The organism is Streptomyces sp. R302, from assembly GCF_012927245.1.
GTDB lineage: Bacteria > Actinomycetota > Actinomycetes > Streptomycetales > Streptomycetaceae > Streptomyces.
In genome coordinates this window covers 178,593-201,763 of the sequence record NZ_JABBGE010000007.1, presented here as the reverse complement: position 1 = coordinate 201,763, position 23,171 = coordinate 178,593, and the positions used below count along the sequence as shown (strand labels likewise).

18 protein-coding genes and 6 pseudogenes are annotated in these 23,171 nt (G+C 72.5%); 11 read left to right on the top strand and 13 right to left on the bottom strand.

The window, feature by feature from the left end; all coding sequences use genetic code 11:
• The first annotated feature begins 102 nt into the window (after positions 1-102).
• Complete coding sequence (locus HHL19_RS22670) at positions 103-4,443, top strand: bifunctional nitrate reductase/sulfite reductase flavoprotein subunit alpha (RefSeq protein ID WP_169092138.1); 4,341 nt, start codon at positions 103-105, stop codon at positions 4,441-4,443.
• 50 nt (positions 4,444-4,493) lie between these two features.
• Here HHL19_RS22670 and HHL19_RS22665 read toward each other — a convergent pair.
• The 5 pseudogenes from HHL19_RS22665 to HHL19_RS38200 all read right to left on the bottom strand — a co-directional run.
• Positions 4,494-4,811, bottom strand: a pseudogene (locus tag HHL19_RS22665) (calcium-binding protein); the annotation flags it as partial.
• A pseudogene (locus HHL19_RS37590) lies at positions 4,778-5,101 on the bottom strand (hypothetical protein); the annotation flags it as partial. The pseudogenes HHL19_RS22665 and HHL19_RS37590, both read right to left, overlap by 34 nt.
• A gap of 160 nt (positions 5,102-5,261) precedes the next feature.
• Positions 5,262-5,330, bottom strand: a pseudogene (locus HHL19_RS38565) (hypothetical protein); the annotation flags it as partial.
• Positions 5,331-5,425: 95 nt separating this feature from the next.
• A pseudogene (locus HHL19_RS37580) lies at positions 5,426-5,857 on the bottom strand (delta-60 repeat domain-containing protein); the annotation flags it as partial.
• 55 nt (positions 5,858-5,912) lie between these two features.
• A pseudogene (locus tag HHL19_RS38200) lies at positions 5,913-6,011 on the bottom strand (delta-60 repeat domain-containing protein); the annotation flags it as partial.
• 704 nt (positions 6,012-6,715) lie between these two features.
• Between HHL19_RS38200 and HHL19_RS22650 the strand changes: the two are divergent.
• The 4 genes from HHL19_RS22650 (at position 6,716) to HHL19_RS22635 (ending at position 9,668) form a co-directional block, all read left to right on the top strand.
• A complete protein-coding gene (locus tag HHL19_RS22650) occupies positions 6,716-7,684 on the top strand; it encodes an ion transporter (protein ID WP_169092136.1) in 969 nt (322 codons plus the stop codon).
• 62 nt (positions 7,685-7,746) lie between these two features.
• Positions 7,747-8,463, top strand: a complete 717-nt coding sequence (locus HHL19_RS22645) for a helix-turn-helix domain-containing protein (RefSeq protein WP_169092135.1) — start codon at positions 7,747-7,749, stop codon at positions 8,461-8,463.
• Between the two features lie 32 nt (positions 8,464-8,495).
• On the top strand, positions 8,496-9,017 hold the full coding sequence (locus HHL19_RS22640; protein ID WP_169092134.1) for a DUF3291 domain-containing protein: 522 nt from the start codon (positions 8,496-8,498) through the stop codon (positions 9,015-9,017).
• A 357-nt stretch (positions 9,018-9,374) separates the two neighbouring features.
• On the top strand, positions 9,375-9,668 hold the full coding sequence (locus HHL19_RS22635; RefSeq protein WP_169092133.1) for a hypothetical protein: 294 nt from the start codon (positions 9,375-9,377) through the stop codon (positions 9,666-9,668).
• A 148-nt stretch (positions 9,669-9,816) separates the two neighbouring features.
• Here the strand turns inward: HHL19_RS22635 and HHL19_RS22630 are convergent.
• Positions 9,817-10,509 (bottom strand): annotated as a pseudogene (locus tag HHL19_RS22630) (transposase family protein); the annotation flags it as partial.
• 93 nt (positions 10,510-10,602) lie between these two features.
• Here HHL19_RS22630 and HHL19_RS22625 point away from each other — a divergent pair.
• Positions 10,603-11,154, top strand: a complete 552-nt coding sequence (locus HHL19_RS22625) for a hypothetical protein (protein ID WP_169092132.1) — start codon at positions 10,603-10,605, stop codon at positions 11,152-11,154.
• A gap of 61 nt (positions 11,155-11,215) precedes the next feature.
• Here the strand turns inward: HHL19_RS22625 and HHL19_RS22620 are convergent, their stop codons facing one another.
• Positions 11,216-11,842: a hypothetical protein gene (locus HHL19_RS22620; protein ID WP_169092131.1), complete on the bottom strand. Its 627-nt coding sequence runs from the start codon at positions 11,840-11,842 to the stop codon at positions 11,216-11,218.
• Between the two features lie 130 nt (positions 11,843-11,972).
• Here HHL19_RS22620 and HHL19_RS22615 point away from each other — a divergent pair, with 130 nt between their 5' ends.
• Positions 11,973-12,539, top strand: a complete 567-nt coding sequence (locus HHL19_RS22615) for a GNAT family protein (RefSeq protein WP_169092130.1) — start codon at positions 11,973-11,975, stop codon at positions 12,537-12,539.
• A gap of 29 nt (positions 12,540-12,568) precedes the next feature.
• On the opposite strand, the gene HHL19_RS22610 is transcribed toward HHL19_RS22615, so the two are convergent.
• Complete coding sequence (locus tag HHL19_RS22610; protein WP_169092129.1) at positions 12,569-13,501, bottom strand: aminoglycoside phosphotransferase family protein; 933 nt, start codon at positions 13,499-13,501, stop codon at positions 12,569-12,571.
• Between the two features lie 695 nt (positions 13,502-14,196).
• Between HHL19_RS22610 and HHL19_RS22595 the strand changes: the two genes are divergently transcribed.
• Entirely contained in the window at positions 14,197-14,826 is a 630-nt protein-coding gene (locus tag HHL19_RS22595) for a hypothetical protein (protein ID WP_240981806.1), read from the top strand.
• Positions 14,827-14,879: 53 nt separating this feature from the next.
• Here HHL19_RS22595 and HHL19_RS22590 read toward each other — a convergent pair whose 3' ends face one another.
• Entirely contained in the window at positions 14,880-15,644 is a 765-nt protein-coding gene (locus HHL19_RS22590; RefSeq protein ID WP_169092410.1) for a GNAT family N-acetyltransferase, read from the bottom strand.
• 152 nt (positions 15,645-15,796) lie between these two features.
• Here HHL19_RS22590 and HHL19_RS22585 point away from each other — a divergent pair, with 152 nt between their 5' ends.
• Positions 15,797-17,155 carry an ankyrin repeat domain-containing protein gene (locus tag HHL19_RS22585; protein ID WP_169092128.1) on the top strand — a complete coding sequence of 453 codons (1,359 nt, stop codon included), beginning with the start codon at positions 15,797-15,799 and terminating at the stop codon, positions 17,153-17,155.
• A 51-nt stretch (positions 17,156-17,206) separates the two neighbouring features.
• Here HHL19_RS22585 and HHL19_RS22580 read toward each other — a convergent pair whose 3' ends face one another.
• The 4 genes from HHL19_RS22580 to HHL19_RS22565 form a co-directional block, all read right to left on the bottom strand.
• A complete protein-coding gene (locus HHL19_RS22580; protein WP_169092127.1) occupies positions 17,207-18,025 on the bottom strand; it encodes an MBL fold metallo-hydrolase in 819 nt (272 codons plus the stop codon).
• 433 nt (positions 18,026-18,458) lie between these two features.
• Entirely contained in the window at positions 18,459-18,827 is a 369-nt protein-coding gene (locus HHL19_RS22575; RefSeq protein ID WP_169092126.1) for a hypothetical protein, read from the bottom strand.
• 123 nt (positions 18,828-18,950) lie between these two features.
• The gene (locus HHL19_RS22570) at positions 18,951-19,616 is read right to left on the bottom strand and encodes a 3-oxoacid CoA-transferase subunit B (protein ID WP_169092125.1); all 666 of its coding nucleotides are present in this window, start codon (positions 19,614-19,616) and stop codon (positions 18,951-18,953) included.
• Positions 19,613-20,395, bottom strand: a complete 783-nt coding sequence (locus HHL19_RS22565) for a CoA transferase subunit A (protein WP_169092124.1) — start codon at positions 20,393-20,395, stop codon at positions 19,613-19,615. The genes HHL19_RS22570 and HHL19_RS22565 overlap by 4 nt, the downstream gene beginning before the upstream one ends.
• A 381-nt stretch (positions 20,396-20,776) precedes the next feature.
• Between HHL19_RS22565 and HHL19_RS22560 the strand changes: the two genes are divergently transcribed.
• Positions 20,777-22,189: a tannase/feruloyl esterase family alpha/beta hydrolase gene (locus tag HHL19_RS22560; RefSeq protein ID WP_346768376.1), complete on the top strand. Its 1,413-nt coding sequence runs from the start codon at positions 20,777-20,779 to the stop codon at positions 22,187-22,189.
• A gap of 116 nt (positions 22,190-22,305) precedes the next feature.
• On the top strand, positions 22,306-23,100 hold the full coding sequence (locus HHL19_RS22555) for a 3-hydroxybutyrate dehydrogenase (RefSeq protein WP_169092122.1): 795 nt from the start codon (positions 22,306-22,308) through the stop codon (positions 23,098-23,100).
• The last annotated feature ends 71 nt before the right edge of the window (positions 23,101-23,171 follow it).

Sequence of the window (23,171 nt, the reverse complement as noted above, 5' to 3'; positions counted from 1 at the left end):
CCGCCCGGAGGGCGTGATCGTCCGGAAACCGGATCTTCCTATCGTCTCCTGCATGGGAGAGTTCCCAGGTAGGAGACGGTGTCAGTGTCGGTGTCGGTGTCGATGGGAGGGGTACCCGTGGGGTCGCCGGAAGCGGAGGACAGGGCGGTGCGTACGGCCTGCTCGTACTGTGGGGTCGGCTGCGGCATCGTCCTCGACATCGCGACGGACCCTGCGACGGGGCGCCGCCGGGCCGTGAAGGCCTCCGGCGACAAGGCCCACCCCGCGAACGCCGGGCGGCTCTGTACGAAGGGGGCCACGAGCGCCGACATGCTGGCCGCCCCCGGCCGTGCCACCACGGCGCTCGTGCGGGCGGAGCGCGAGGCGGCACCGGTCGCGACCGACGTCGACACCGCCGTCGCCGACGTGGCCCGACGCCTCCGCGCCATCCTCGACGAACACGGCCCCGACGCCCTCGCGTTCTACGTCTCCGGCCAGATGTCCCTGGAGGCGCAGTATTTGGCCAACAAGCTCGCCAAGGGCTTCGTGAGGACCCCTCAGATCGAGTCCAACTCCCGCCTCTGCATGGCCTCCGCCGGAACCGGCTACAAGCTGTCGCTCGGCGCGGACGGCCCGCCCGGCTCGTACGAGGACTTCGACCACGCCGACGTCTTCCTCGTGATCGGCTCCAACATGGCGGACTGCCACCCGATCCTCTTCCTCCGGATGATGGACCGGATCAAGGCGGCCGGGGCGAAGCTGATCGTCGTCGACCCGCGGCGCAACGCCACCGCCGACAAGGCCGACCTCTTCCTCCAGATCCGACCCGGCACCGATCTCGCCCTCCTCAACGGCCTGTTGCACCTCCTCGCGGAGGACGGCCGGCTCGACGAGGAGTTCATCGCCGCGCACACCGAGGGCTGGGACGCCATGCCCGCCTTCCTCGCCGACTACCCGCCCGCGCGGGTCGCCGAGATCACCGGCATCCCGGAGGACGACATCCGGCGCGCCGCCCGGTGGATCGGCGAGGCCGGCGCCTGGACGAGTTGCTGGACCATGGGACTCAACCAGTCCACGCACGGCACCTGGAACACCAACGCGCTCGTCAACCTGCACCTCGCCACCGGCGCGATCTGCCGGCCCGGCGCGGGCCCCTTCTCGCTCACCGGCCAGCCCAACGCCATGGGCGGCCGGGAGATGGGCTACATGGGCCCCGGCCTGCCCGGACAGCGCTCGGTGCTCGTCCCCGCCGACCGCGCCTTCACCGAGGAACTGTGGGGCATACCGGCCGGCTCGCTCCGCGAGGACGTCGGACGCGGCACGGTCGAGATGTTCGAGCGGATGGCGGCCGGCGACATCAAGGCCTGCTGGATCATCTGCACCAACCCGGTCGCCTCCGTCGCCAACCGCAAGACCGTCATCGCCGCCCTCGAAACGGCCGAACTCGTCATCACCCAGGACGTGTTCGCGGACACCGAGACGAACGCCTACGCCGACGTCGTCCTCCCTGCCGCCCTGTGGGCCGAGTCCGACGGCGTCATGGTCAACTCCGAGCGGAACCTCACCCTCGTCCGCGGTGTCGTCGACCCGCCCGGCCAGGCCCTCCCCGACTGGCAGCTCATCGCCCGCGTCGCCTGCGCCATGGGATTCGCCGAGGCGTTCACGTACGCCTCCGCCGAGGAGGTCTTCGAGGAACTCAAGCAGGCCTGGAACCCGCAGAGCGGCTGGGACCTGCGCGGCGTCTCGTACGAGCGCCTGCGCGCCACCCCCGTGCAGTGGCCCGCCCCCACGGCCGACGGCCCCGACCGCAACCCGATCCGCTACCTCAACGACGGCGTCAGCCAGACCCTGCTGGAACGCCCGGACGGCACCCGCCCCCGCCTCGCCTTCCCGACGCCCGACGGGCGCGCCCGCTTCTTCCCGCGCCCGCACCTCCCGGCCGCCGAACTCCCCGACGACGACTACCCGTTCGTCCTCAACACCGGGCGGCTCCAGCACCAGTGGCATACCCTCACCAAGACCGGCAAGGTCGCCAAGCTGACCAAGCTGAACCCCGGCCCGTTCGTCGAGGTCCACCCCGACGACGCGGTCGCCCTCGGCGTCCACGAGGGCGACCACCTGGAGATCGCCTCCCGGCGTGGCCGCGCCGTCCTGCCCGCCGTGGTGACCGACCGGGTCCTGCCGGGCACCTGCTTCGCCCCCTTCCACTGGAACGACCTCTTCGGCGAGTACCTGAGCGTCAACGCCGTCACCAACGACGCCGTCGACCCCCTCTCCTTCCAGCCCGAGCTCAAGGCGTGCGCGGTGAGCCTGACCAGGACGGCGGCGCCGGTGCCGATTCCGGTGCCGACGGCGGGATCCGCCTCCGAGGTCGCCTCCGAGGCCGGTGCCGGGGTCGCTTCCGAGGCAGATGCCGAGGCCGCTTCCGCGCCCGGTGCCGGGGCCGCCTCCACGACCGAGTCGGCGTCCACGGCCCTCGCCGCCCTGTTCGGCCTCGCGGAGCTCGTACCGCCGCCGTTCACCGAACCGGAGCGCCGCTATCTCGCCGGGTACCTCTCCGGGCTCGCCGCCGCCCCCGCCGACGGCCGGACCCCGGTCCTGCCCCCCACCGCCCCCTTCCGTCCCGACCACGGCCTCTGGGTCGACGGGGTCCTCGCCGGGATGTTCTCCCGGGCCCCGGCCCGGGCTGGGGACCAGGCCGGGGACCGGGCTCAGGCCTGGGCTCAGGCCCGGGAGGACGCGTCCGCGCCGCTCCCGGAACCGGCTCCCTCCGCTCCGACGCCGTCCGGCCGTCGGCTCCTGATCCTCTGGGCGTCGCAGACGGGCACCGCCGAGGAGTTCGCCGCGGCGGCCGCCGGCCGGCTCACCGAGGCCGGACACCGGCCGGTGCTCCTCCCGATGGAGAGCAGCGACCTCGGGGAGTTCGGCGCCGACACGGATCTGCTGGTGGTGACGAGTACGTTCGGGGACGGCGACGCCCCCGACAACGGCGCGGCCTTCTGGGCGGCGCTGAACGCGCCCGGGGCCCCGCGCCTCGACGGACTGCGCTACTCCGTCCTCGCCTTCGGGGACTCCGCGTACGACGACTTCTGCGGCCACGGCCGCCGGGTGGACGAGCGCCTGGCCGAACTCGGCGCGGGCCGCCTCCTCCCTCGTACCGACTGCGAACCCGACCACGAGGAGACCTCCGCGGCCTGGCTCACGGCCCTGCTGCCGCTCCTGCCCGCCGAGGCCCCGGAACCCACCGCTCCCGCCGATTCCGCCGCTCCCGCCGATTCCGCCGTTCCTGCCCAGCAGCCCCGCACCCTCCCCGTACCGACCGCCGACGGGACCACGCCGCGACCGGCGTACTCGAAGTCCTCGCCGTTCGCGACGCTCCTCGTCGGCAACCGGCTGCTGAGCCTGCCCGGTTCGGAGAAGGAGGTGCGCCGCTTCACCTTCGACACCCGCGGCGGCGAGCTCGCGTACGAGGCGGGCGACGCCCTCGGCGTCTGGCCGGCCAACAGCATGGAGCTGGTCGAGGAGTGGCTGGCCCTCACGGGACTCGACCCCGCCGAACCGGTGTCGACCGGCGCGGACACCCTCCCCCTCGCCGAAGCGCTGCGCACCCGCCTCGACATCACCCGCATCACCCCGGACCTGCTCAGGTTCGTCGCCGAACGGACCGGAAGCCAGGAGCTCAAGCGGCTGCTCCGCCCCGGCCACAAGGACGAACTCGCCAAATGGAGCTGGGGACTTCAAGCACCCGACCTCATCGCCTCCCACCCGGTCCGCGCCTCGGCCGCCGAGTGGACGGGGGTGCTCAAACGACTCCAGCCGCGCCTGTACTCGATCTCCTCCAGCCCCCTCGCGCAGCCGGGCGAGGTCAGCCTCACCGTCTCCGTCGTCCGCTACGCCAACGGCCGGGGCAGGGAGCGTACGGGAGTGTGCTCCGCCTATCTCGCCGATCACGCCGACGACGGCCCGGTGCAGGTCTTCGTCCAGCGCGCCCCGCACTTCCGCCCGCCCGCCGACCCCGCCGCTCCTCTGATCATGGTCGGACCGGGCACGGGAGTGGCCCCCTTCGCCGGCTTCCTGGAGGACCGCCTGGCCCGCGGCCACACGGGACGCAACTGGCTCTTCTTCGGCGAACAGCGCGCGGCCACCGACTTCTACTACCGGGAGGACCTCGAAGCCCACCTGGCGACGGGCCACCTGGACCGCCTCGACACCGCGTTCTCCCGCGACCAGCGCGCCAAGGTGTACGTCCAGGACCGCATGCGCGAGCACGGCGCCGCCCTGTGGTCCTGGCTCCAGGACGGCGCCCACGTCGCCGTCTGCGGCGACGCCGCCCGCATGGCGAAGGACGTCGACCGCACCCTCCGGGACGTCGTCGCCCGTCACGGCCGCATGACGGAGGAGGAGGCGGCCGTGTACGTGAAACAGCTGGCGACGGAGAAGCGCTACGTCCGCGATGTCTACTGACGCACCGACCTCGGCAGGCGAGATCGCGGTCGGTGGATCAGGGCGGTGGATCAGGGGCAGCTGACGCGCGCGTCGCCCGGATCGGTGGTGCAGGTGTCGGTGTCGAGACCGCCGTTGGCGGTGTCGTTGCCGCTGAGGGCGCAGATCATGTCGCCCTGGTACGTACCGTTGAGGGTGTCGGCGCCGCTGGTTCCGACGATCGTGCAGCCGCGGCTGTTGTTCACGGTCGTGGTGCGGGGCGCGGCGTTGTTGCCCGGCGCCGGGTCGGTCTGGGCGGCGGTGACCGTCGCCGTGTTCGTGAGCGCGCCGGTGCGGGAGGGCTCGGCGACGATCGTCACGGTGGCCGTGGCGCCGGAGGGGCTGCCGGCCGGGGCGAGCGTGCCGAGGGCGCAGGTGACACGGCCGGGCACCGTCGTGCAGCTGCCCCGGTGTTCGTCACGGACACGTCCACGCCGGCGGGCGGCTCGATGCCGCCACCGCCGAGGTAGCGGGCGAGCCCCCGGTGGGCGTCGAAGCTGAAGGCCGTGCCGGCGAGCCCGGCGGCGACGATCTCGCCGTCGGTCTGCAGGGCCACGCTCGCGGCCGCGTCCCCGGTGCCGCCGAAGTCGGTGGTCAGCCGTCCGTCTCCGCTGAAGCCCGGGGCCAGGGCGCCTCCGGTGTTGTACCGGGCGAGGGCGAAGTCGCCGCCGTACCGGCTTGGCCACGACGAGCCGACCGTCGGGCTGTACGACCGTGTCCGCGCCGCCGCCCTCCTCGGGGCCGAAGGAGGTGGTGACCCGCCCGTCCCCGCCGAAGGCCGGGTCCGGCGCGCCGGCGGCGGTGAACCGGGACACGAGGAAGGCGTTGCCCTGACTGCCCGCGACGCCGATCCGGCCGTCGCCCTGCACCGCCACGGCCGCCGCTGCGTCGGTGCGTCGGTGCCGGTGGTGACCCACCCGTCGCCGTCGAAGCTCGTGTCGAGAGTGCCGTCGGCGAGGTAGCGGGTCACGGCGAGCCCGCCGGCGCTCCCGGCGGCCACGATCCTGCCGTCGTCCTGGAGGGCGATGTCGGCGACGCGGTGACAGCAGGTGGGACCGAAGGTGGTGGTGACCCGCCCGTCCCCGCCGAAACCGGGGCCCGGAACGCCGGAGGAGTCCCAGCGCACCAGCGACCACACGCCACCGCTGGACCCGCCGGCGAGGATCCTGCCGTCGGGCTGCACGAGCATCGACCGCGCGGTCTCGATCGCGTCGACGTCGATCTCGGTGAGCACCTTGCCACCCTCGCCGAAGCTCGCGTCGAGGCTGCCGTCCGGGAGGTAACGGTCCGCAGCCCAGGCGTCGTTGCCGCCCCAATCGGAGGACCCGCCGACCGCGACGATCTTGCCGTCGGGCCGCAGCGCGACGCCGCGCCCCTCGTCGTTGTCGGCCCCCACGAAGTCGGTGGTGACGATGACGTCCCCGCCGAAGGTCGGGTCCAGACTCCAGACTGCCGTCGGCGTTGTACCGGGTGAGGGTGAAGTCGCCGGAGGCCTCGTTGGAGTACCCGTACCCGATGGTGACGATCCGCCCGTCCGGCTGCACGACCATCCCTTAGGCCCCGGCGAAGCCCCCCAGGTCGGTCACGACCCTGCCGTCGCCGTCGAAGGAAGGATCCAGATCCCCCGGCGCGGCCACCGCGACCGCCGGAAGCCCGAGTACGAGCGCCGTGACGGTGGCTCCCACCGTCCCCAGCACCCCAGCGCCCCCACTGCCTCCATCGCTCTCGCGCGACCGGGCCCGTGGCCATGAGCTCCTCAAGGACGTACGTGATCACTCCGTCCATCGATCCTGGGCTCCCCACCCTTCTCGCCACGGGCAGCCGCCCCCCCGGCACGACGGGCCGAACTGCGCCCACCGAACGGACCGGCTCCACCCCGAGGGGTGAGCCCCCCGGTGGGCCGACGATTGATGCCGGGGGCCGGGCCTCGGCCCCCGGTGGGGCTGGAGGTGGTTGTCGGGAGGACCGGAACCGGCCGCCCGGCAGGGCGGCCCGCCAGCCGCCCCGCAGGCCGGAGTTAACGATCTTGGGCGGGACGGGTCACGGACCCGACGGTCCGGAGGGGACCCAATGCGCGGTCTTTCCCCGCAGCGGATGAATCGTTCAGCCATTTCGTGCCCACCCCGCAGCCCGACGCGTTCCCACCCCGTTAGGACAGCAGGAAACCCACTCCCTCCCTCCCCGCCCGCCCCCGCATCCCGTCGCGCGCCCGCACCGAACCCAGTGCCCGGCGCAAGCGCCTCCGGAGACCTTCATGACCACCGCCCCGGCTCCCACCCGGGTACGGATCGCGGCAGCCTGCCGCGCCGTGACCGAGGCCCCCGCCTTCTCCTTCGCCGTCCTGACCGTGATCCTGTTCAACGCCGCCCTCCTCGGCGCCGAGACCTACCGCGGCTTCGTCAGCGGCCACGCGGCCCACCTGCGCGCGGCGGAGCTCACCTGCCTCGCCTTCTTCACGCTGGAGATGTTGTTCCGCGTCGGCGCCCACGCCGACCGACCCAAAGAGTTCTGGCGGGACGGCTGGAACATCTTCGACCTGGTCGTCGTCGCCTGCGCCTACATCCCCTTCGTACGCGAGAACTCCACCGTCCTGCGGCTGCTGAGGCTGGTACGCGTGCTCCGCACGGCCCGCTTCTTCCCCCAGCTGCGCATCCTCTTCATCGCGGTCTCGCGCAGCCTCCCCGGCACCGTCAGCTTCCTCTTCGTCGGCGCCGTCATCCTCTACGTCTACGCCATGATCGGCTGGGTCTGCTTCGGCTCCCACGACCCCGCCCACTTCGGCTCCCTCGGCCGCGCCCTGCTCACCCTCTTCCTGCTGATGACCCTGGAGGGCCTGCAGGACGCCATCTACAACGGCCTGGCCATCTCGCGCCTGAGCCTCTTCTACTACGGCTCCTACGTCCTGCTCGCATCCTTCGTCCTGGTCAACGTCCTCATCGGGGTCGTCCTGAACAGCCTCGACGAGGCGCGCGAACTCGACAAGGCCGCACTCGAAGCCGACGCCCACGCCGACGCCCACGCCTCGCGTGGCGGCGCCGGGAGGCCGGAGCCGGCGAGCGCGACGGTGACGGCCCCCGGGGCCACGCACCCCGAGGACGGTGAGGACCTCGCGCGGCGCATCGCCGACATGCGCCAGAGCCTCGACCTCCTCGAACGGTCCCTGACAACCACGCGCCGGCCCGCCGCCGTCGGTGACAAGGACCGCATGGCGACGATCGCCTGACAGATCCGGCCGCCCTCCCGCCCATCTCTATCGCCAACCTCCATTGTCATTAGAATGGCCGGATGGAGGACGAGGACATCGAAGCGATCGCGGCGCTACAGGATCCGGTACGCCGACGCCTGTACGAGTACGTGGTGGCGCAGGGGCGTGAAGTCGGGCGCAACGAGGCCGCGGAGGCGGCGGGCGTGGCGCGCACTCTCGCCGCGCACCACCTGGACCGCCTGACGGAGGCGGGGCTGCTGGAAAGCGGCAGCCGCCGCCTCACGGGCCGCTCGGGCCCCGGCGCGGGCCGCCCCGCCAAGGTGTACCGGAGGGCGCCGGGCGAGCGGTCGGTGTCCCTGCCCGCCCGCGACTACCGCACCGCCGCCGAACTGCTCGCCGAGGCCGCCGAACTGGCCGGCCTGGACGCCGAACTCTGCGAGGCCGCCCGGCGCCGGGGCGATGCCCTGCGCGAGGCGACCGGCCCGTGCGAAAGCCTTGAGGAAGCCATGGAACGGCTGGCGTCCCGAGGCTACGAGCCGCACCTGGAGGACGCAGGCGCAGGCGTAGACGCAGCCGACGCCACCGATGACGTCACCGCCACGGCTGCCGCCGTCATCCGCATGCGCAACTGCCCCTTCCATGCCGTCGCGGAACGCTTCCCGCCGCTCGTCTGCGGTATGAACCTGGCGCTCCTGGAGGGGTTGTTGGGCGAGTCGGACGCCGTCCGCGCCCGGATGGACGCCAGGCCGGGGGAGTGCTGCGTCGTGGTCGAGCCTTCTAAAAACAACGATCATTGACATAGAAATGGGGGGCATGCTGGGATGAGGCCATGACCGCATCCCCGCCCGCGCCCGCCACCGCCCACCACCTCGCCCAGCTCAACGTCGCCACGCTCCTCCACCCCCTCGACGACCCCCGCATGGCGCCGTTCGTCGAGATGCTCGACCCCATCAACACCGCGGCCGACGGCGCGCCCGGATTCGTGTGGCGGTTCGTGGAGGAGGGGACGCCCGACGCCACCGGCGCGCGTCCCGCGGGCGAGGACGTCATCGTGAACCTCACCGTCTGGGAGACCCAGGAAGCCCTGTGGGACTTCACCTACCGCAGTGGACACCTGGAAGTGATGCGGCAGCGCCGCGCGTGGTTCGAGCGGCACGTCGAGGCACACCTGGTCCTCTGGTGGGTCCCCGCCGGCCACCGCCCGACCACGGAGGAGGCGCTGGCACGCCTGGCGGACCTCCGCGCCCACGGCCCCTCCCCCCGCGCCTTCACCTTCACCTCCGCGTACACCGCCGTGGAGGCGGAGCCGTTCACGGCGCACGCCACACCCCACAGCGGCGAGCCGAGCTGACCGCGACGGCGGGGGAGAGGGGGCGGAGAGAAGGGGAAGGCGAGCCGGAGCCGTAGTGCGTCGCCACGTGTTCCGATTGAACTCCTCCCGGGAGGCGCACGCGGCGCGCAGGCCGACACGGGCCCCGACCCGATCGGCCCCGGCGGCGTCCTCGTACGTCAGCAGAACGCCGCCCGCGGCGAACGACCGCCGACGTCGAACCGCCCCGCACCCCGCACGGTGCCCCGGACGTCAACGCCGTGCAGAGCCCTCACCACTGCGCCTCACCCAGAGCGTTCACATCCTCACATACCGCTAGGATCGCGGCCGTTGCCGCCGTCACAGCCATGCGGCGGACCGAGCGAGAGGCGCGTACCGATGGCCATCATCGTCACCTTCGACTTCCCTGGTGCCGGGCAGGAGCTCTACGACACGGTCATCAAGCGGATGACGGACGGCAGAGGCTTCACCCGCTTCGCCGACCTGCCGGTCGCGGGTCTCGTCTCGCATGCTGCGGGAACGGCCGACGGGGTGTTCCGCGTGACGGAGGTCTGGGAGAGCCAGGAGGCCCTGGAGACCCACGCGAAGGCCTTCGGACCGATCCTGGCCGAACTCGGCCACGCCGACGTCCGGCCCACGATCATCCCGGCCCACAACTACGTCGTCTCGTAAGGCCGGAGACGTCCCGGTCACTCCCCGGCGATCCCGCCGCCCGTACCTGATCGAGCCCTAAGGGCTGTCCCGATAAGGATCTTGGAGTCGCCGGACGTAGCGGCCCACCGTGCCGCGCGCGATCTATCCGGCGAGGGCGAGGATGTGTGTCGCGCAGGATCTTCCAAGTCTTCGTGCGGGCGAAGACGTGCTCGACGCGGGCGGGGACCTGCCCGTGGGACTTGTTGTGTTCCTCTTTCCAGGTTGGCAGTTCGGTCTGGCCGCGCTTGCGGCGGTGCGGGATGACGAGTCCGGTGCCCGGGTAGCCGCCGTCGGCGATCGTGACGGTGTTGCCGACGGCGGCCTTGGCGCCGGATTCGCCCCATGCCTTGTAGTCGTTGCGGTTCCCGGCAAGGGGCCGGCCGACCACGACGACCGGGCGGGCGTCGGCGTCGATGACGACCTGGTGGGTGGTGGAGTACCGGTAGTTCTTCGACCGCTCGGCGTTGGTGTGGTCGCGGGTGGGGGCCAGGGTGCCATCCGCGTTGAGCACGGTGTTCTTGGCGCACCGCTCGCGAGGCCGGAGCGCCAGCAGGGGGCCGAGGTGGTTGATGACCCGGCCGGCCGTGGACTTCGAGATGCCGAACAGCGGGGTGAGCTGCCGCAACGTCAGATTGGTGCGCCAGTATGCCGTGACCAGCAGGATCCTGTCCTCCAGCGGCAGACTCCATGGCCGGCCTCGGTGGACCACATCTGCTCCATCCCGACGCAGCATGGTCAGCAGTTTGCCGAAGCAGTGCGGGCTCAGTCCCGCGAACGGGGCTATCCAGGACGGCTCCGACGCCGTGATCACACTCGCCACTTCATGATCGTCACCCGGGCTGGCTCCATGCCGTGACAATCCCGCAGCTACGCTGGCCGGGGCAGTCCACAGTGAGTAAGACCGGGGGAAACCGTGAACCGACCGCTGCTGTTCCTCGACGTGGACGGGCCACTCAACCCTTACGCAGCCAAGCCGGAGAGGCGTCCCGACGGCTACACCACAATCCGAGTTCCCAGGAACGACGCCCATGGGGACGACAGGGGCCTCTCGTTCCGACAGCACCCCCTGCGGGTCTGGCTCAACCCAGAGCACGGGCAAAGCCTGCTCCAACTCGGCTTCGAGCTGTGCTGGGCCACCACATGGATGGACGACGCCAACCGGTGGATCGCACCGGTCCTCGGCCTTCCGGAACTTCCCTTCATCGACTTCGGCGACGTCCTACTTCAAGAACGCCCCGATGGAGTCCACTGGAAGACCGGACCGCTGGTGAACTACGCAGACGGCCGTCCTTTCGCCTGGGTGGACGACGAGCAGAGCGAGCTGGACCAGACGTACGTGACCGCCCACCACCAGGGAACCGGGCTCCTGCACCACGTCAACCCACGGATCGGCCTACGAGAGGACGACTTCCACACGCTCGCCGACTTCGCCCGGTCCCTGAGCACCTCACGAACCACCAACTGAGCATCCCGTCAGCTCTTCAGACCGCTCCGGACCCGCAGCCGAGATCTTTGCAGGACAGCCCTTAGGGAGCGGGGAACATCCCAGCGTACGGATCCGGTTCGCCCGTGAACGGATCCAGACCGGCCCGGAACCGTCGCTCCTGCTCCCGCCAGCTCACGAAGGCGCCGGTCCGCTGCCAGAGCGACGCGTCGCCGAGCGGACAGGTGTCGAACCGCCCCAGCATCATGCGGGTGATGAACTGGACCATGGTGCACTCGAACAGGGCCCACGGCGACTCGCCCCACGCATGGTGCCGACGCCGGACCACGACGGGCCAGTTGTCCGGGTCGGGGTCGTTCATGAGCCAGGCCATCTCGTTCGCGTTCATCCCCGTGCCCCATGGCAGGACGGCGTCGGCCGGGGCCGCCACGCCCGGAACCCCCGCGTCCTCCACCCAGAGCCCGCGCAGGTCGTCCGTGCGGGCGCCGATGTGACAGCTCTCCCACCCGCGCACGTCACTGGGGAGCGGCGGCAGGATGACGAGGTCGCCGATGTCGCCCACACCGTACGCGTCGAGCAGCGCCTTGTAGTCGCCCGGCAGCGCGGTGCCCAGCGCGGCCTCGGCCGCGGCCCAGTCGATCCGCTCCCCGCCGGCGAGGTCCGCCGGCACGAGATCGAGCAGCGCGGCGACATCGGGATGCGTGGTCATGATGAAGCTCCTTGCGGTCGGTGCCGGGCGGCGTGGGCCGAGCGTAAGGCTGAGCGAGGCGGACTCCTCACGCGGGGAGGCGGTGGTGTCGCCGTGCCGACGTACACCCGCCTCGGGCATGATCAGGAGCATGCGGAAACCGTTCGTCGTTCCCCGGATCGCCGCAGGCGACGGCCTGGTGCTGAGACCCTGGCGGCTCGGCGACCTGCCGTTGGTGCGGGAGGCGGCCGAGGACTCCTACATCCCTCTGGTCACCACCGTCCCGAGCCCGTACACGCATGCAGAGGGAGTCGCCTTCATCGCCCGCCAGGAGGACCGGGCGCTGAGCCGCGCCGGCTACCCCTTCGTCATGGCCGAGGAGGCGGGGGACCGTGGCCTCGGTCAGATCGGCCTGTGGCCGGACGCCACCGACGAAGGGCGGGCGTCCGTGGGCTACTGGGTGGCGGGCTCCGCGCGTGGCAGGGGCATCGCCACGGTGGGCCTGCGCGCGATCGCCTCCTGGGCGCTGCGCGACCTCGCCCTCGCGCGCCTGGAGCTGTACGTGGAACCCTGGAACACCGCCTCCCGCAGGACGGCCGAACAGGCGGGCTTCATCTACGAAGGCCACCTCCGCAGCCGTCAGTCGGTGAACGGCGAGCGCCGCGACATGCTGATCTACTCCCGGATCACCGCGGACCTGACCGACGCCGACGGGTGAGCCGGCAGGTCCCTCCCCCTCCCCCCCCGCTACAGCCGTTCGGTGAGCAGCCCGGCCAGCCGCTCGGCGAACTCGGTGAGCCAGTCCAGCCGCGGACCGTCTCGCGCGATACGGAAGCCGTGCCGACGGCCCCAGAACGCGGCCTGGACGGCGTGGAACTGCGCCCATCGACGTACGCGTTCCCGGTCGAGTTCCGCGGCCTCGGCGAAGACGTCGAGGACCCGGTCGGCGGACCGCCGCAGGTCGTCCGCTTCGAGGAGCGTCAGCGCCCGGGACTTCAGCAGCGTCCCGGCGTCGTAGGCGGGATCTCCCGCGTACCCCTTGGGGTCGACGGCCAGCCACGGCTCCCGGTCGGCCCGCAGGATGTTCCGCGCGTGCAGATCGCCGTGGACGAGGGTGTCCGGCTGGTCCAGGCCCAGTTCCCGTACGGTCTCCACGGCGGCGTCCAGCACGCGAGGAGGCATGGCGTGCGGCAACTCCTGCGCGTCCTCGCGGAGTTGGGTCTCCCAGGCGCCGACCTGCTCGCGCAACCGGGGCAGGCCGGGCGGCGCCGGAACGGCGAGGCGGCGATTGAGCCGCCCGGCGACCGCGGCGACCTCGTCCCCGTCCTCCACCTCCGCGAGGGTCGTCGTCCGTACCCGCTCCAGCAGCATCGCGAACCGCTCGTCGTCGCGCTCGTGCAGCATTACGGCCCCGCGGCCGCGCCACGCGACGAACGCGTCCGGCTCACGGACGTTCCCGGGATGAGGGAACGACACCTTCACCACCGCGCTCTCCCCGGACCGCCGCCGCACCGGAACGATCACGCCGACGCCCCCGTGCATCACCTCACCGTCCGGAACGCACCGCCACCGCTCCAGCAACTCACCGACGATCACGGGTAGTTCGGCGAGCCAGGTCGACCCGACCGCCCCCTCACGCCCGACGGTGCCGCGTACGAACTCCTCCGGAACATCGATCATCCCGGCACCTTACGCGCCCCCCACCCGCGACGGCCCGGGCCCGGTACCGGGCCCGGGACCGGTACCGGGCCCGGGACCACTTCCACCCCGCTTCGGCGCGTTCGCCGTGGCGGCCATGCGTTGGCGATGCTCTTCCCCAGGTGCGTACGCTCGCCGGCATGACCAGGATGACGCCGCCATGACGAGGGCGACCCCGTCGAGACCGGTGTCCGTCGAAGCGCTCTTCCCGGCGCCGGCCGCCCGCCGAGGCAGGACCACCCGGCTGCATCCCAGGCCCGGGCGGCCAGGGATGCGCGACAGCCACGTCGGCGGACCGATGCTGTGGCCGGCGGACGACCCGTGGCCCATCTGCCACGGACCGCACCATCCGGAGAGCGAGGGGTACGCCCCGGAGGAGATCCGCGCCGCCCCGGGGCGGCAGGCGCGCGCCCACCGAGCCGACCATGGCCCGATCCCGATCCCGATCCCGATCCCGATCCCGATCCCGATCCCGATCCCGATCCTGATCCTGATCCCGACCCCGACCCCGACCCCGATCCCGGTCCCGACCCCGAGCCCGGTCCCGGTCCCGGTCCGGAGCCCGACCCCGAGCCCGATCGGCCCGGCGCGGGCGCACCGGTTCCGTTCCTCGGGCTCGCCCAGTTCTTCGCACGTGACGTCACGGCCTGGCGCCGGGGCCCGACGGCGCCGACCTGGTGCAGCTCTTCCGCTGCCCCCGCGCCCACCGGCCTCACCTGGAACGGGCCTACCTCCTGCGCTGGCGGTGTGCGGTGGATGCCGAGCGCGCCGAACGCCTCCTCACCGAGCCGCCCGGCGTGCCCCTCCTCCGGTGGGACGACGAGCTTCCCGAGGCGTGCGTCCTGCACCCCGAGGAGGTGGACACATACCCCTGGGCGGAGGAGGACGCACTGCCCGCCCCGCTGATCGCGCTCATCGACGCCTGGGAGGACGCGCAGGCGGCGGAGCTCGGCCCCGACGCCCCCACCTACCAGGGCGACCTATCCATCCCACCGGGCTGGCGGGTCGGCGGCTGTCCCGGCTGGGCGTCCACGGGCCCGATGGCCGTCGACTGCACGTCCTGCGCGACCCCGACCCCGACCCCGATGCGGCTGCTCCTGACCGCCGGCGGCGACGAGGCGGACGCCGGCTCGCACAGCTGGATGCCCCTGGAGGACCGCGACCCGCCACAGCGGGGACGCGCCTCGGTCCTGAGCGACCCTTCCCTCACCCGCCCCACGCGTCTTCGCTTCGGACGGGACCGGGACCTGCACGTCTTCACCTGCCCGACGGCCCCGGAGCACCCTCCCCGCTGGGTCCTCGCCTAGCACACCGACCGGCCCGGTCGGAGCGATCGGCAGGTGTCGGAATCCGGGGAGGTTCAGGGATTCACGGCATGCTCGGTGAACTGCCCGCAGGTACGGAACCCCAGTCGGCGGTAGACGGGTTCACCCTCGGCCGATGCCTGCAGGACCGCGATGCGGTGGTCGCGGTCGCGGGCCGCGTGGAGTGCCGCGAGGGTGATGGCGCCTCCGTAACCGCGTCGGCGGTGGGCGGCGAGGGTGGAGATGTTGTAGATGCCGGCGACTCCCGCGTGGTGAAACACCTCGGCGGAGCAGACCGGACGGCCGTCCACGTAACCGACCAGGTACCGGGCCGGGCACTCCTCGCCCAGTGCTTGCGGGGCGGCCTCGGCGAGGAAGCGCCGGACGGTGTCGGCGGGCGGGTCCCAGTTCGCGGCGAGAACCATCGCGTAGTCGGCGAGTTGTTCAGGCGTGGCCACCCGCTGGATCTCCAGCCCTTCGACGGCCGGTGCGGGCAGGTCCTCGCCCAGCTCGGCCCACATGGCCGCCTCGCGCTCGGACGCCGCCAGCCCGGCCGCCGCCAGGCGAGCGGTGAGGTCCCCGGGCGTCGAGGCGGGCCCCACCCACCAGGAGAAACGACGACCGGTACGGGCCAGCATCCCAGCCGTCTCGGCGATACGTGCCGTGGCGTCGTCGCCGGTGAAGCGCGCGGCGGCAACGATGTTGAACGTGTCGTCGTCCAGGCCGCTGTCCGCGACCACCAGGTCCCCAGCCTCCGTGACGACCGCACCGGCCATCCCCCGATGCAGGTGACACGCATGCTCCGCCAGGTTCCGTTCCATCCGGTCCATCAAGTCGGCTTCATCGAGAAAGCGATCGTTCATGACGCTTGATCCCAGCACGAGCGTGTGCCACCCGCACGCGATTTTAGACTGCTCGTCGACGGTGTCGCGCCGGGCGGTCCGGCTCAATGTCGAGACGGGAGCGGCAAAACATGGACGACGGTACGAAGCTGGTGGCGGCGGTCCGGCAGGGGGACGCGGCGGCCGTGGCCGGGTTGCTGGAGGCCGGTGCGGATCCGGACACGGTGACGGAAGACGGACTTCCCGTCCTCTGCGCGGCGATCGCGGCGTTCGACACGGTAGTGGCGAAGGCGCTGGTGGAGGCCGGCGCGGATCAGGACCGGTCGCTGTCGGACGGAACGACTCCCTTGGTACGAGCGGTCGACAGCGGTTCGCCGGCGGTCGTGGCGGAAGTGCTCGGCCTGGAACCTCGATTGCGCCTCACGGAGAACGAACGGCAGCGACTACTGGACGTCGTCGGCTCCTGGTGCGAGCGGGACGCGGAGGACGAACTCCGTCGCAGGACGGGGATGTCCGGTCCCGTCCAGAGGGTGCCGGCGATGGATGACGAGTACCACCACGCTGGGCAACTGACGCTCGGCGGCCTGACGGTGCGCGACGGACACGGCGCGATCCTCACCGACCTGGAATGGGCCTTCCGCGTGCTCACGCCCGTCGACGACCTGGTGGCCCGAGCCGCGAAACGGCGGGACCCGGACCACGTCGACTGGGCGGCCGTCCGCGGGGTCCTCGGCGAACGCCGCAGTAGAGAGACGTGGTCGGCGGTGGCCGCCTACCGGCACAGCACACGTCCGGAGCGCCGGCGCTTCGTTCTGGACGTGGCCTTCGGACTCCTCCTTGCGTTCGGGAGCTGGCGGAATTCCTATGAGACGGAAGTGACGGAGCTGGTGGCCGCCTGGGCACACCAAGGGGACGACGATCCCGACGTCCTGGCGGAGGTCCTCCGAGTGCTGGATGAGACGGAGTGCGAGGAACGGACCGCCGTGGGGTTGCGGTACGCGGTGCACCCGGACGCTCGCGTCCGTGCGCGGGTTCCGGAGCTCCTGCGGAGCGGGGCCACGTCGCCCGCGCCGCTCGACGCGGCGGTGCGCACCGCCCTGGTCGCCCTCGCGGGGGACGAGGACTGGAGGGTGCGCGTCGGCGCCGGCCGGGTGCTGAGTGCGCAGTACGACGGCAGCGCCGAGGTCGCGGAGGCCGTCGTGCGTCTGCTCCGGGACCCGGAAGCTCAGGTGCGGGGCGGCGCCGCGGAGGCCGCCGCGGCCGGCGAGGACCGCACGGCGGAGCTTGCCGACGCCCTCGCGGCCCTGATGGACGAGGACGACTTCGGCGTACGGCTCGACGTCGCCTACGGACTGCTCAGGAGGGACGATCCCCGCACCGCGGAGGCGATAGGACGGCTGGGGCGGACGTACGACCCGGCCTACTGGCACGACCACCGCCTCTCCGCGGTCATCCGGTCGGGACGGGCCGCCGGATCTACGGAGGAGTGACCGACCGTGCGCGGAGCACTCCGGCGCGGTGCCTGCTACGAGCCCCGGGATTCACGGCCCCGCGACGACGAACGGCTCGGTCAGGTGTGGTGTCGCCAGATGGAGGGTGCGTGTGGCGCGGGCGCGCAGGACCCGCTCCCGTGAGGCCTGGGCCCGGTGCGGGTCCATCTCGTGGGCGTAGGCCAGCTCCGGATGGAGCAGCTGGATCGCGTGGACGAGCAAGTCACCGGTCACGGCGAGGAGTTCGCGACCGGACTCGACGAGGACGCTCTGGTGGCCGGGAGTGTGACCGGGCGTGGCGATCAGGCGCTCGCCGCCGCGCAGCGCGGTCTCGCCGTCGACCAGCCGGAGTCGACCGGCCGCCCTGAGCGGGTCGATCACACTGGACCGCAACGGGGGGTTGATCTGCTCCAGGGCGTCGAGTTCGGCCTGTTGGAGGAGGTACTGGGCGTTCGGGAAGAACGGCCGCGACGTCTCTCCCTCCTTGCCGCCGACGACGGCCCATCCCACATGGTCCGTGTGAAGGTGCGTGATCACCACGCTCTCCACTTCGTCCGGTTCGATGCCCGCCGCGGCCAACTCGGCCGGCAGCGCCCCGGGTACGGGCGCCCATGAGGCCGCCGGGCTGTCGGCAGGCCCGATCCCCGCGTCGACCAGCGTCACACCTCGCTCGCTGCGGATCGCGAACGCGCGGAACTGCAGCCACCAGCGTCCGTCGGCGTCGAGCGCACCGGGATCGAACCGGTCGGCCGCGGACCACTGCTCGGCGGTGGCATCGGGGAACGCCTCCGCCCTGGGAGAGAAGAAGGGCCCCGCACCATCGGTGAGGGCGATGACGGTGTACGGGCCGACTTGTATGGAGAGGGGCATCTCACGGATGGTGCCACGGCCGGGCGGCCGAAGGCCAAGTGGGTCCGCTGCCGGACGGGTATGAGGGCCGGCTGGGAGGGCAGTTGGTCGCCGAGTCCATCGGCTGTCCCCTGCTGCCCACGGAGTACGACGGGCGCGGCGACCATCTGAGCATGGCCTGGGCGGAGTTGCTCGTCGCCGAGACCGACACCGATCCGCCGTACGCGCAGCTCGCCACCGAGGCCCTCGCCCTCGCCGTGCGGGACGCGGACGCGGGCCCGGACGGACCGCGCGCCGTCGTCGCGGGGCTCACCGTCGGACGGGCCCGCCGGCGGAAGTTCATGATCGCGATGGGCGGCGGCGATCCCTGGGTGACCGTGGTCCACGGAGAGAAGGCGGGCGCCCTGCTGGGCAGGGCCCACGACGACGCCGCACGGCTGCTCCTCCCGAGTCGTCACGGCGGGCCGCGATCCTCGACGAGACCCTGGCGCAGGAGCTGTTCGCCCGCTGTGATCTCGCCGAGGCGCTGGGCAGCACGGGCGACTCCGGCCGCCGGATCGAGGTGCTGCGGGAAGGGCGCGGGCGGGCAGACGCCGACGCGGGGGTGCTGGGTACGCGGCGGGGCGGCCCGTACGCGGCGGGTGCTGGGTACGGGCCACCACGACCTGTCCGTCGCCGAGGCCGCCCGGATGCTGGATCGGGTGAGGGCCGCGGCGGAGCGCGGGGTCGACGCCGACGCCGATGTCGATGTCGACCCCGCGATGCCGCTCCCCACGGCCGCCAAGGCGGAGGAGATCCGCCGGAGGTACGTCGACGTCGACAATCCGCTGACACCGCGGGGCGACTGGCGCGAGCAGCTCGCGGAGCGGCATCGCCAGTCGGCCCCGGATGTTCCCCCGGATCTGTCCGGCGTACCGGCCCCGGACCATCGACCCGTGGGTGAAGGTCAGGCGTCCGGACCGACTCCCCGCGAGAGGTGCGAGGGTACGCGCAGCGGCGCGGCGGTGGCCGCCGCGACCTGGTCGGCGGTGACGCCCGGGGCCAGTTCGGCCAGGACGAAGCCGTCGGGGGCGATGTCCACGACGGCGAGGTCGGTGATCACGCGCTGGACGACGCCCCGCCCGGTCAGGGGCAGCCCGCAGGTCTCGACGAGCTTCGGCGAGCCGTCCTTCGCGGTGTGCTCCATCAGGACGATGACCCGGCCGGCGCCGTGGACGAGGTCCATCGCCCCGCCCATGCCCTTGACCATCTTGCCGGGGATCATCCAGTTGGCGAGGTCGCCCGAGGCGGAGACCTGCATGGCGCCGAGGACGGCGGCGTCGATGTGACCGCCGCGGATCATCCCGAAGGACAGGGCCGAGTCGAAGAACGAGGCGCCGGGCAGCGTCGTGACCGTCTCCTTGCCCGCGTTGATCAGGTCGGCGTCGAGCTCGTCCTCGGTGGGGTACGGGCCGACGCCGAGGATGCCGTTCTCGGACTGGAGCACGACCTCGATGCCGGGCGGGAGGTGGTTGGGGATGAGCGTCGGCAGTCCGATGCCGAGGTTCACGTAACTGCCGTCGGTGAGTTCCAGGGCGGCGCGGGCCGCCATCTGCTCGCGGGTGAGGGTCATCGGACGTCGCCTTCCGGTCGGACGGTACGGCGCTCGACGCGCCGCTCGGCGGCGGGGTCGCCGGGCGTGACCCGGACCACCCGCTGGACGAAGACGCCGGGGAGATGGACCTCGTCGGGGTCGAGCTCACCCGGTTCGACGAGGTGGTCGACCTCGGCGACGGTGACCCGTCCGGCCATGGCGGCCAGCGGGTTGAAGTTGCGGGCCGAGGACCGGAAGACCAGGTTGCCGTGCCGGTCGCCGATGGTCGCCCGTACCAGCGCGAAGTCCGTCGTGATCCCCTCCTCCAGCAGATACGGGCGCCCGCCGAACTCCCTCGTCTCCTTGGGCGGCGACGCGACCGCGACCGGGCCTCCGCCGGCCGCGTACCTCCACGGCAGCCCGCCCTCGCCGACCTGCGTCCCCGTACCCGCCGGGGTGTAGAAGGCGGGAATGCCCGCGCCGCCGGCCCGCAGCCGTTCCGCGAGCGTGCCCTGCGGGACGAGCTCGACCTCCAGCTCCCCGTTCAGGTACTGGCGGGCGAACTCCTTGTTCTCGCCCACGTACGAGCTCGTCATGCGCGCGATCTGGCCGGCGGCCAGCAGCAGGCCGAGGCCCCAGTCGTCCACACCGCAGTTGTTCGACACGACGCGGAGGCCCTCCGTGCCGCGCTGCCACAGCGCGTCTATGAGCGTGCCCGGTATCCCGCAGAGCCCGAATCCGCCCACGGCGAGCGATGACCCGGCGGGGATGTCGGCCACCGCCTCCGCCGCGCTCGCGACCGTCTTGTCCAGACCCATGAGGATCCCTTCCCTCGGGGCATCCGGACGACCTCGCAGGTCAGAACCGGTGCCGGTACCAGCGACAGGCACCGACCCTAGGCAGCGGGCCTCGGCGGCGACCATGGCTGCCGTCCACACACCACCCCCCTCCCTCATGTCGCTCACCAATGCCTCCGCACGACGGGCCACTGCCGCGCCGCCGCGGCGGAAGGGTGGTGGCGGCGCCCACCGCACGGCCCGGGACGGTGGGCCGCGCAGCCATGTCGGGCGGGCGGACGGCGACATAGCCTCCCGCGAGTCCCCTGACCTCGGAGGTACGCACTCATGCGTCGTCACCGTCATCCCACGTTCCGCTCCTCACCACGCCCCCGGCGGCAAGGCGCACACGCCACACTGACCGTGGCCGCCCTCGTCCTCACCACCCTCACCACCGTCCCCGCCACAGCGGCCGCACCCACCGCACCCACCGCACCCACCGCCCCCGGACCCCACTGCGCCCGCCAAGCGCACCTCCGCGTCCCCGGCGCCGAGCACCAGCGGTCCGCCTGCCTCGACGAGCTGACGACGGCCGGCACCGTCGCCTCCGGCCACACCGACCCGGCCGACTGGGCGGGGCTCACCCCGAAGGACCTGGCCGTCCCCAGCGGCGTGCCCGGCGTCCAGATCGACGGCTACTTCCCCGACACCTCCGCCACCAACACCAACCACGGCCGGCAGCACGACGCCCAGTTCGTCATCCGGCTGCCCGACCGCTGGAACGGCGGTCTCGTCGTGGCCGGCACGCCCGGCAACCGCGAGCAGTACGCCAACGACCGGGCTATCGCGGACTGGGTGCTGGCCCGGGGGTACGCGTACGCCGCCACCGACAAGGGCAACACGGGTCTCGCCTTCCACCGCGACGGAAAGGCCCCCGGCGACGCGATCGCCGAATGGAACGACCGCGTCACCCAGCTCACCCGGGCGGCCCGGGCCGTCGTGGCGCAGCGCTACCACCGGCCCCCCGCCCGCACCCTGGCGACCGGTATGTCGAACGGCGGGTACCTGGTCCGCTGGCAGCTGGAGAACCACCCCGAGCTCTACGACGGCGGCGTCGACTGGGAAGGCACCCTCTGGCGGAGCGACGGCCCCAACCTGCTCGACTTCCTGCCGAAGGCGATGCGCGCCTATCCCGTGTACGCCGCGGGCGGCGCGGGCGCGGAGGAGGCGCGGCGCGAACTGCACGCCGCCGGGTTCCCGGCCGGCTCGGAGTTCCTGTGGCCGTACCACCACAAGGTCTACTGGGACCTGACCCAGCGCATCTACCGCGAGGAGCTGGACCCCGGCTTCGACGGGCCGACCGAGGCGGGCACGCCGTACTGCCTGCCGGGCACGCCCGCCTGCGACGCCGACTACGACTACGCGGCCCGCCCCGCCGAGGTCCGGCAGGCCGTGCGGAAGATCGCCCTCACCGGACGGATCGGCAAACCGCTGATCACCCTCCACGGCACCCTGGACGCCCTCCTGCCGATCGGCCGGGACTCCGACGTGTACGCCCGCATGGTGCGCGAGGCGGGCCGCGGCTCGCTCCACCGCTACTACCGCATCGAGGGCGGCACCCACACCGACTCGCTCGTCGACGCCTTCCCGGACGGCGGGCTCCGGCCGCTCACGCCCTGCCACCGCACGGCCTTCACGGCCCTGGAGGGCTGGCTCGCCACCGGACACCGCCCACCCGCCTCGCGAACCGTCGCACGGCCCGTCGGCCAGGACCCGGTGACCCTGGCCAACGCGTGCCCGCTCGACACCCCGAAGGCCACCGGCGCGCCGTCCTGAGCCGTAGGAGCTCCACGCAGAGGGCGATCCATGGGGTCGCACACCATGGAATCGCTCTGCACTATGGGTGACTCGCACATGGGCCGACCCGAGAGCCCTCCCTACTGTTTCGGGCCATGACGAACACATTTCCCACCCCGGACCGGCTGCCGTCACCCGCCGGCGCGCTCGACCTGAGCGGGCGCACCGCGCTGGTGACCGGCGGCGGCAGCGGCATCGGCCGGGCCTGCGCCCTCGCCCTGGCGCAGGCGGGGGCCTTCGTCCACGTGGTCGACCGGGACGCCGACTCGGCGAAGGCCGTCGCCGAGCTCGCCGGGGGCCGGGCGCAGGTCGCCGATCTCGCCGACGCGGGCGCCGTCGACCTCCTGCCCGCCGAGGTCGACATCCTCGTCAACAACGCCGGGCTCCAGCACGTCGCCCCGCTCACGGAGTTCCCGCCGGAACGGTTCGAGCTGATCCAGAAGGTGATGGTCACCGCCCCGTTCCTGCTGATGCGCAGGACGCTGCCGCACATGTACGCCCGCGGCTGGGGCCGGATCGTCAACGTCTCCAGCGTCCACGGGCTGCGCGCCAGCGCGTACAAGGCCGCCTACGTCGCCGCCAAGCACGCCCTGGAAGGCCTCAGCAAGGTCGCCGCCATCGAAGGCGCCCCGCACGGGGTCACCAGCAACTGCGTGAACCCCGGCTACGTCCGCACCCCGCTGGTCGAGGGCCAGGTCCGCGACCAGGCCGCCGCGCACGGCATCAGCGAGGGCGACGTGCTGGCCGACGTGATGCTGGCCCGCTCACCCGTGAAGCGCCTCCTGGAGACGGAGGAGGTCGCCGCCGCGGTCCTCTGGCTCTGCGGCCCCCACTCCGGCTACCTCACCGGAACCTCCCTGCCGCTCGACGGCGGCTGGACGGCCGGCTGACAGCCCCTCAACACCCCCCCAACACCCCCCAACACCCCCCGTTCCACCCCCGCTCCCCTCCAACGCTCCAC

What these genes read in the sequence shown, in the direction of transcription:
- HHL19_RS22555 (WP_169092122.1), top strand. Translation starts at nt 22,306, where the DNA reads ATGACGAACACATTTCCCACCCCGGACCGGCTGCCGTCACCCGCCGGC.
- HHL19_RS22590 (WP_169092410.1), bottom strand. Translation starts at nt 15,644, where the DNA reads ATGGAACGGAACCTGGCGGAGCATGCGTGTCACCTGCATCGGGGGATG.
- HHL19_RS22615 (WP_169092130.1), top strand. Translation starts at nt 11,973, where the DNA reads ATGCGGAAACCGTTCGTCGTTCCCCGGATCGCCGCAGGCGACGGCCTG.
- HHL19_RS22565 (WP_169092124.1), bottom strand. Translation starts at nt 20,395, where the DNA reads ATGGGTCTGGACAAGACGGTCGCGAGCGCGGCGGAGGCGGTGGCCGAC.
- HHL19_RS22635 (WP_169092133.1), top strand. Translation starts at nt 9,375, where the DNA reads ATGGCCATCATCGTCACCTTCGACTTCCCTGGTGCCGGGCAGGAGCTC.
- HHL19_RS22640 (WP_169092134.1), top strand. Translation starts at nt 8,496, where the DNA reads ATGACCGCATCCCCGCCCGCGCCCGCCACCGCCCACCACCTCGCCCAG.
- HHL19_RS22670 (WP_169092138.1), top strand. Translation starts at nt 103, where the DNA reads ATGGGAGGGGTACCCGTGGGGTCGCCGGAAGCGGAGGACAGGGCGGTG.
- HHL19_RS22610 (WP_169092129.1), bottom strand. Translation starts at nt 13,501, where the DNA reads ATGATCGATGTTCCGGAGGAGTTCGTACGCGGCACCGTCGGGCGTGAG.
- HHL19_RS22570 (WP_169092125.1), bottom strand. Translation starts at nt 19,616, where the DNA reads ATGACCCTCACCCGCGAGCAGATGGCGGCCCGCGCCGCCCTGGAACTC.
- HHL19_RS22650 (WP_169092136.1), top strand. Translation starts at nt 6,716, where the DNA reads ATGACCACCGCCCCGGCTCCCACCCGGGTACGGATCGCGGCAGCCTGC.
- HHL19_RS22645 (WP_169092135.1), top strand. Translation starts at nt 7,747, where the DNA reads ATGGAGGACGAGGACATCGAAGCGATCGCGGCGCTACAGGATCCGGTA.
- HHL19_RS22585 (WP_169092128.1), top strand. Translation starts at nt 15,797, where the DNA reads ATGGACGACGGTACGAAGCTGGTGGCGGCGGTCCGGCAGGGGGACGCG.
- HHL19_RS22580 (WP_169092127.1), bottom strand. Translation starts at nt 18,025, where the DNA reads ATGCCCCTCTCCATACAAGTCGGCCCGTACACCGTCATCGCCCTCACC.
- HHL19_RS22620 (WP_169092131.1), bottom strand. Translation starts at nt 11,842, where the DNA reads ATGACCACGCATCCCGATGTCGCCGCGCTGCTCGATCTCGTGCCGGCG.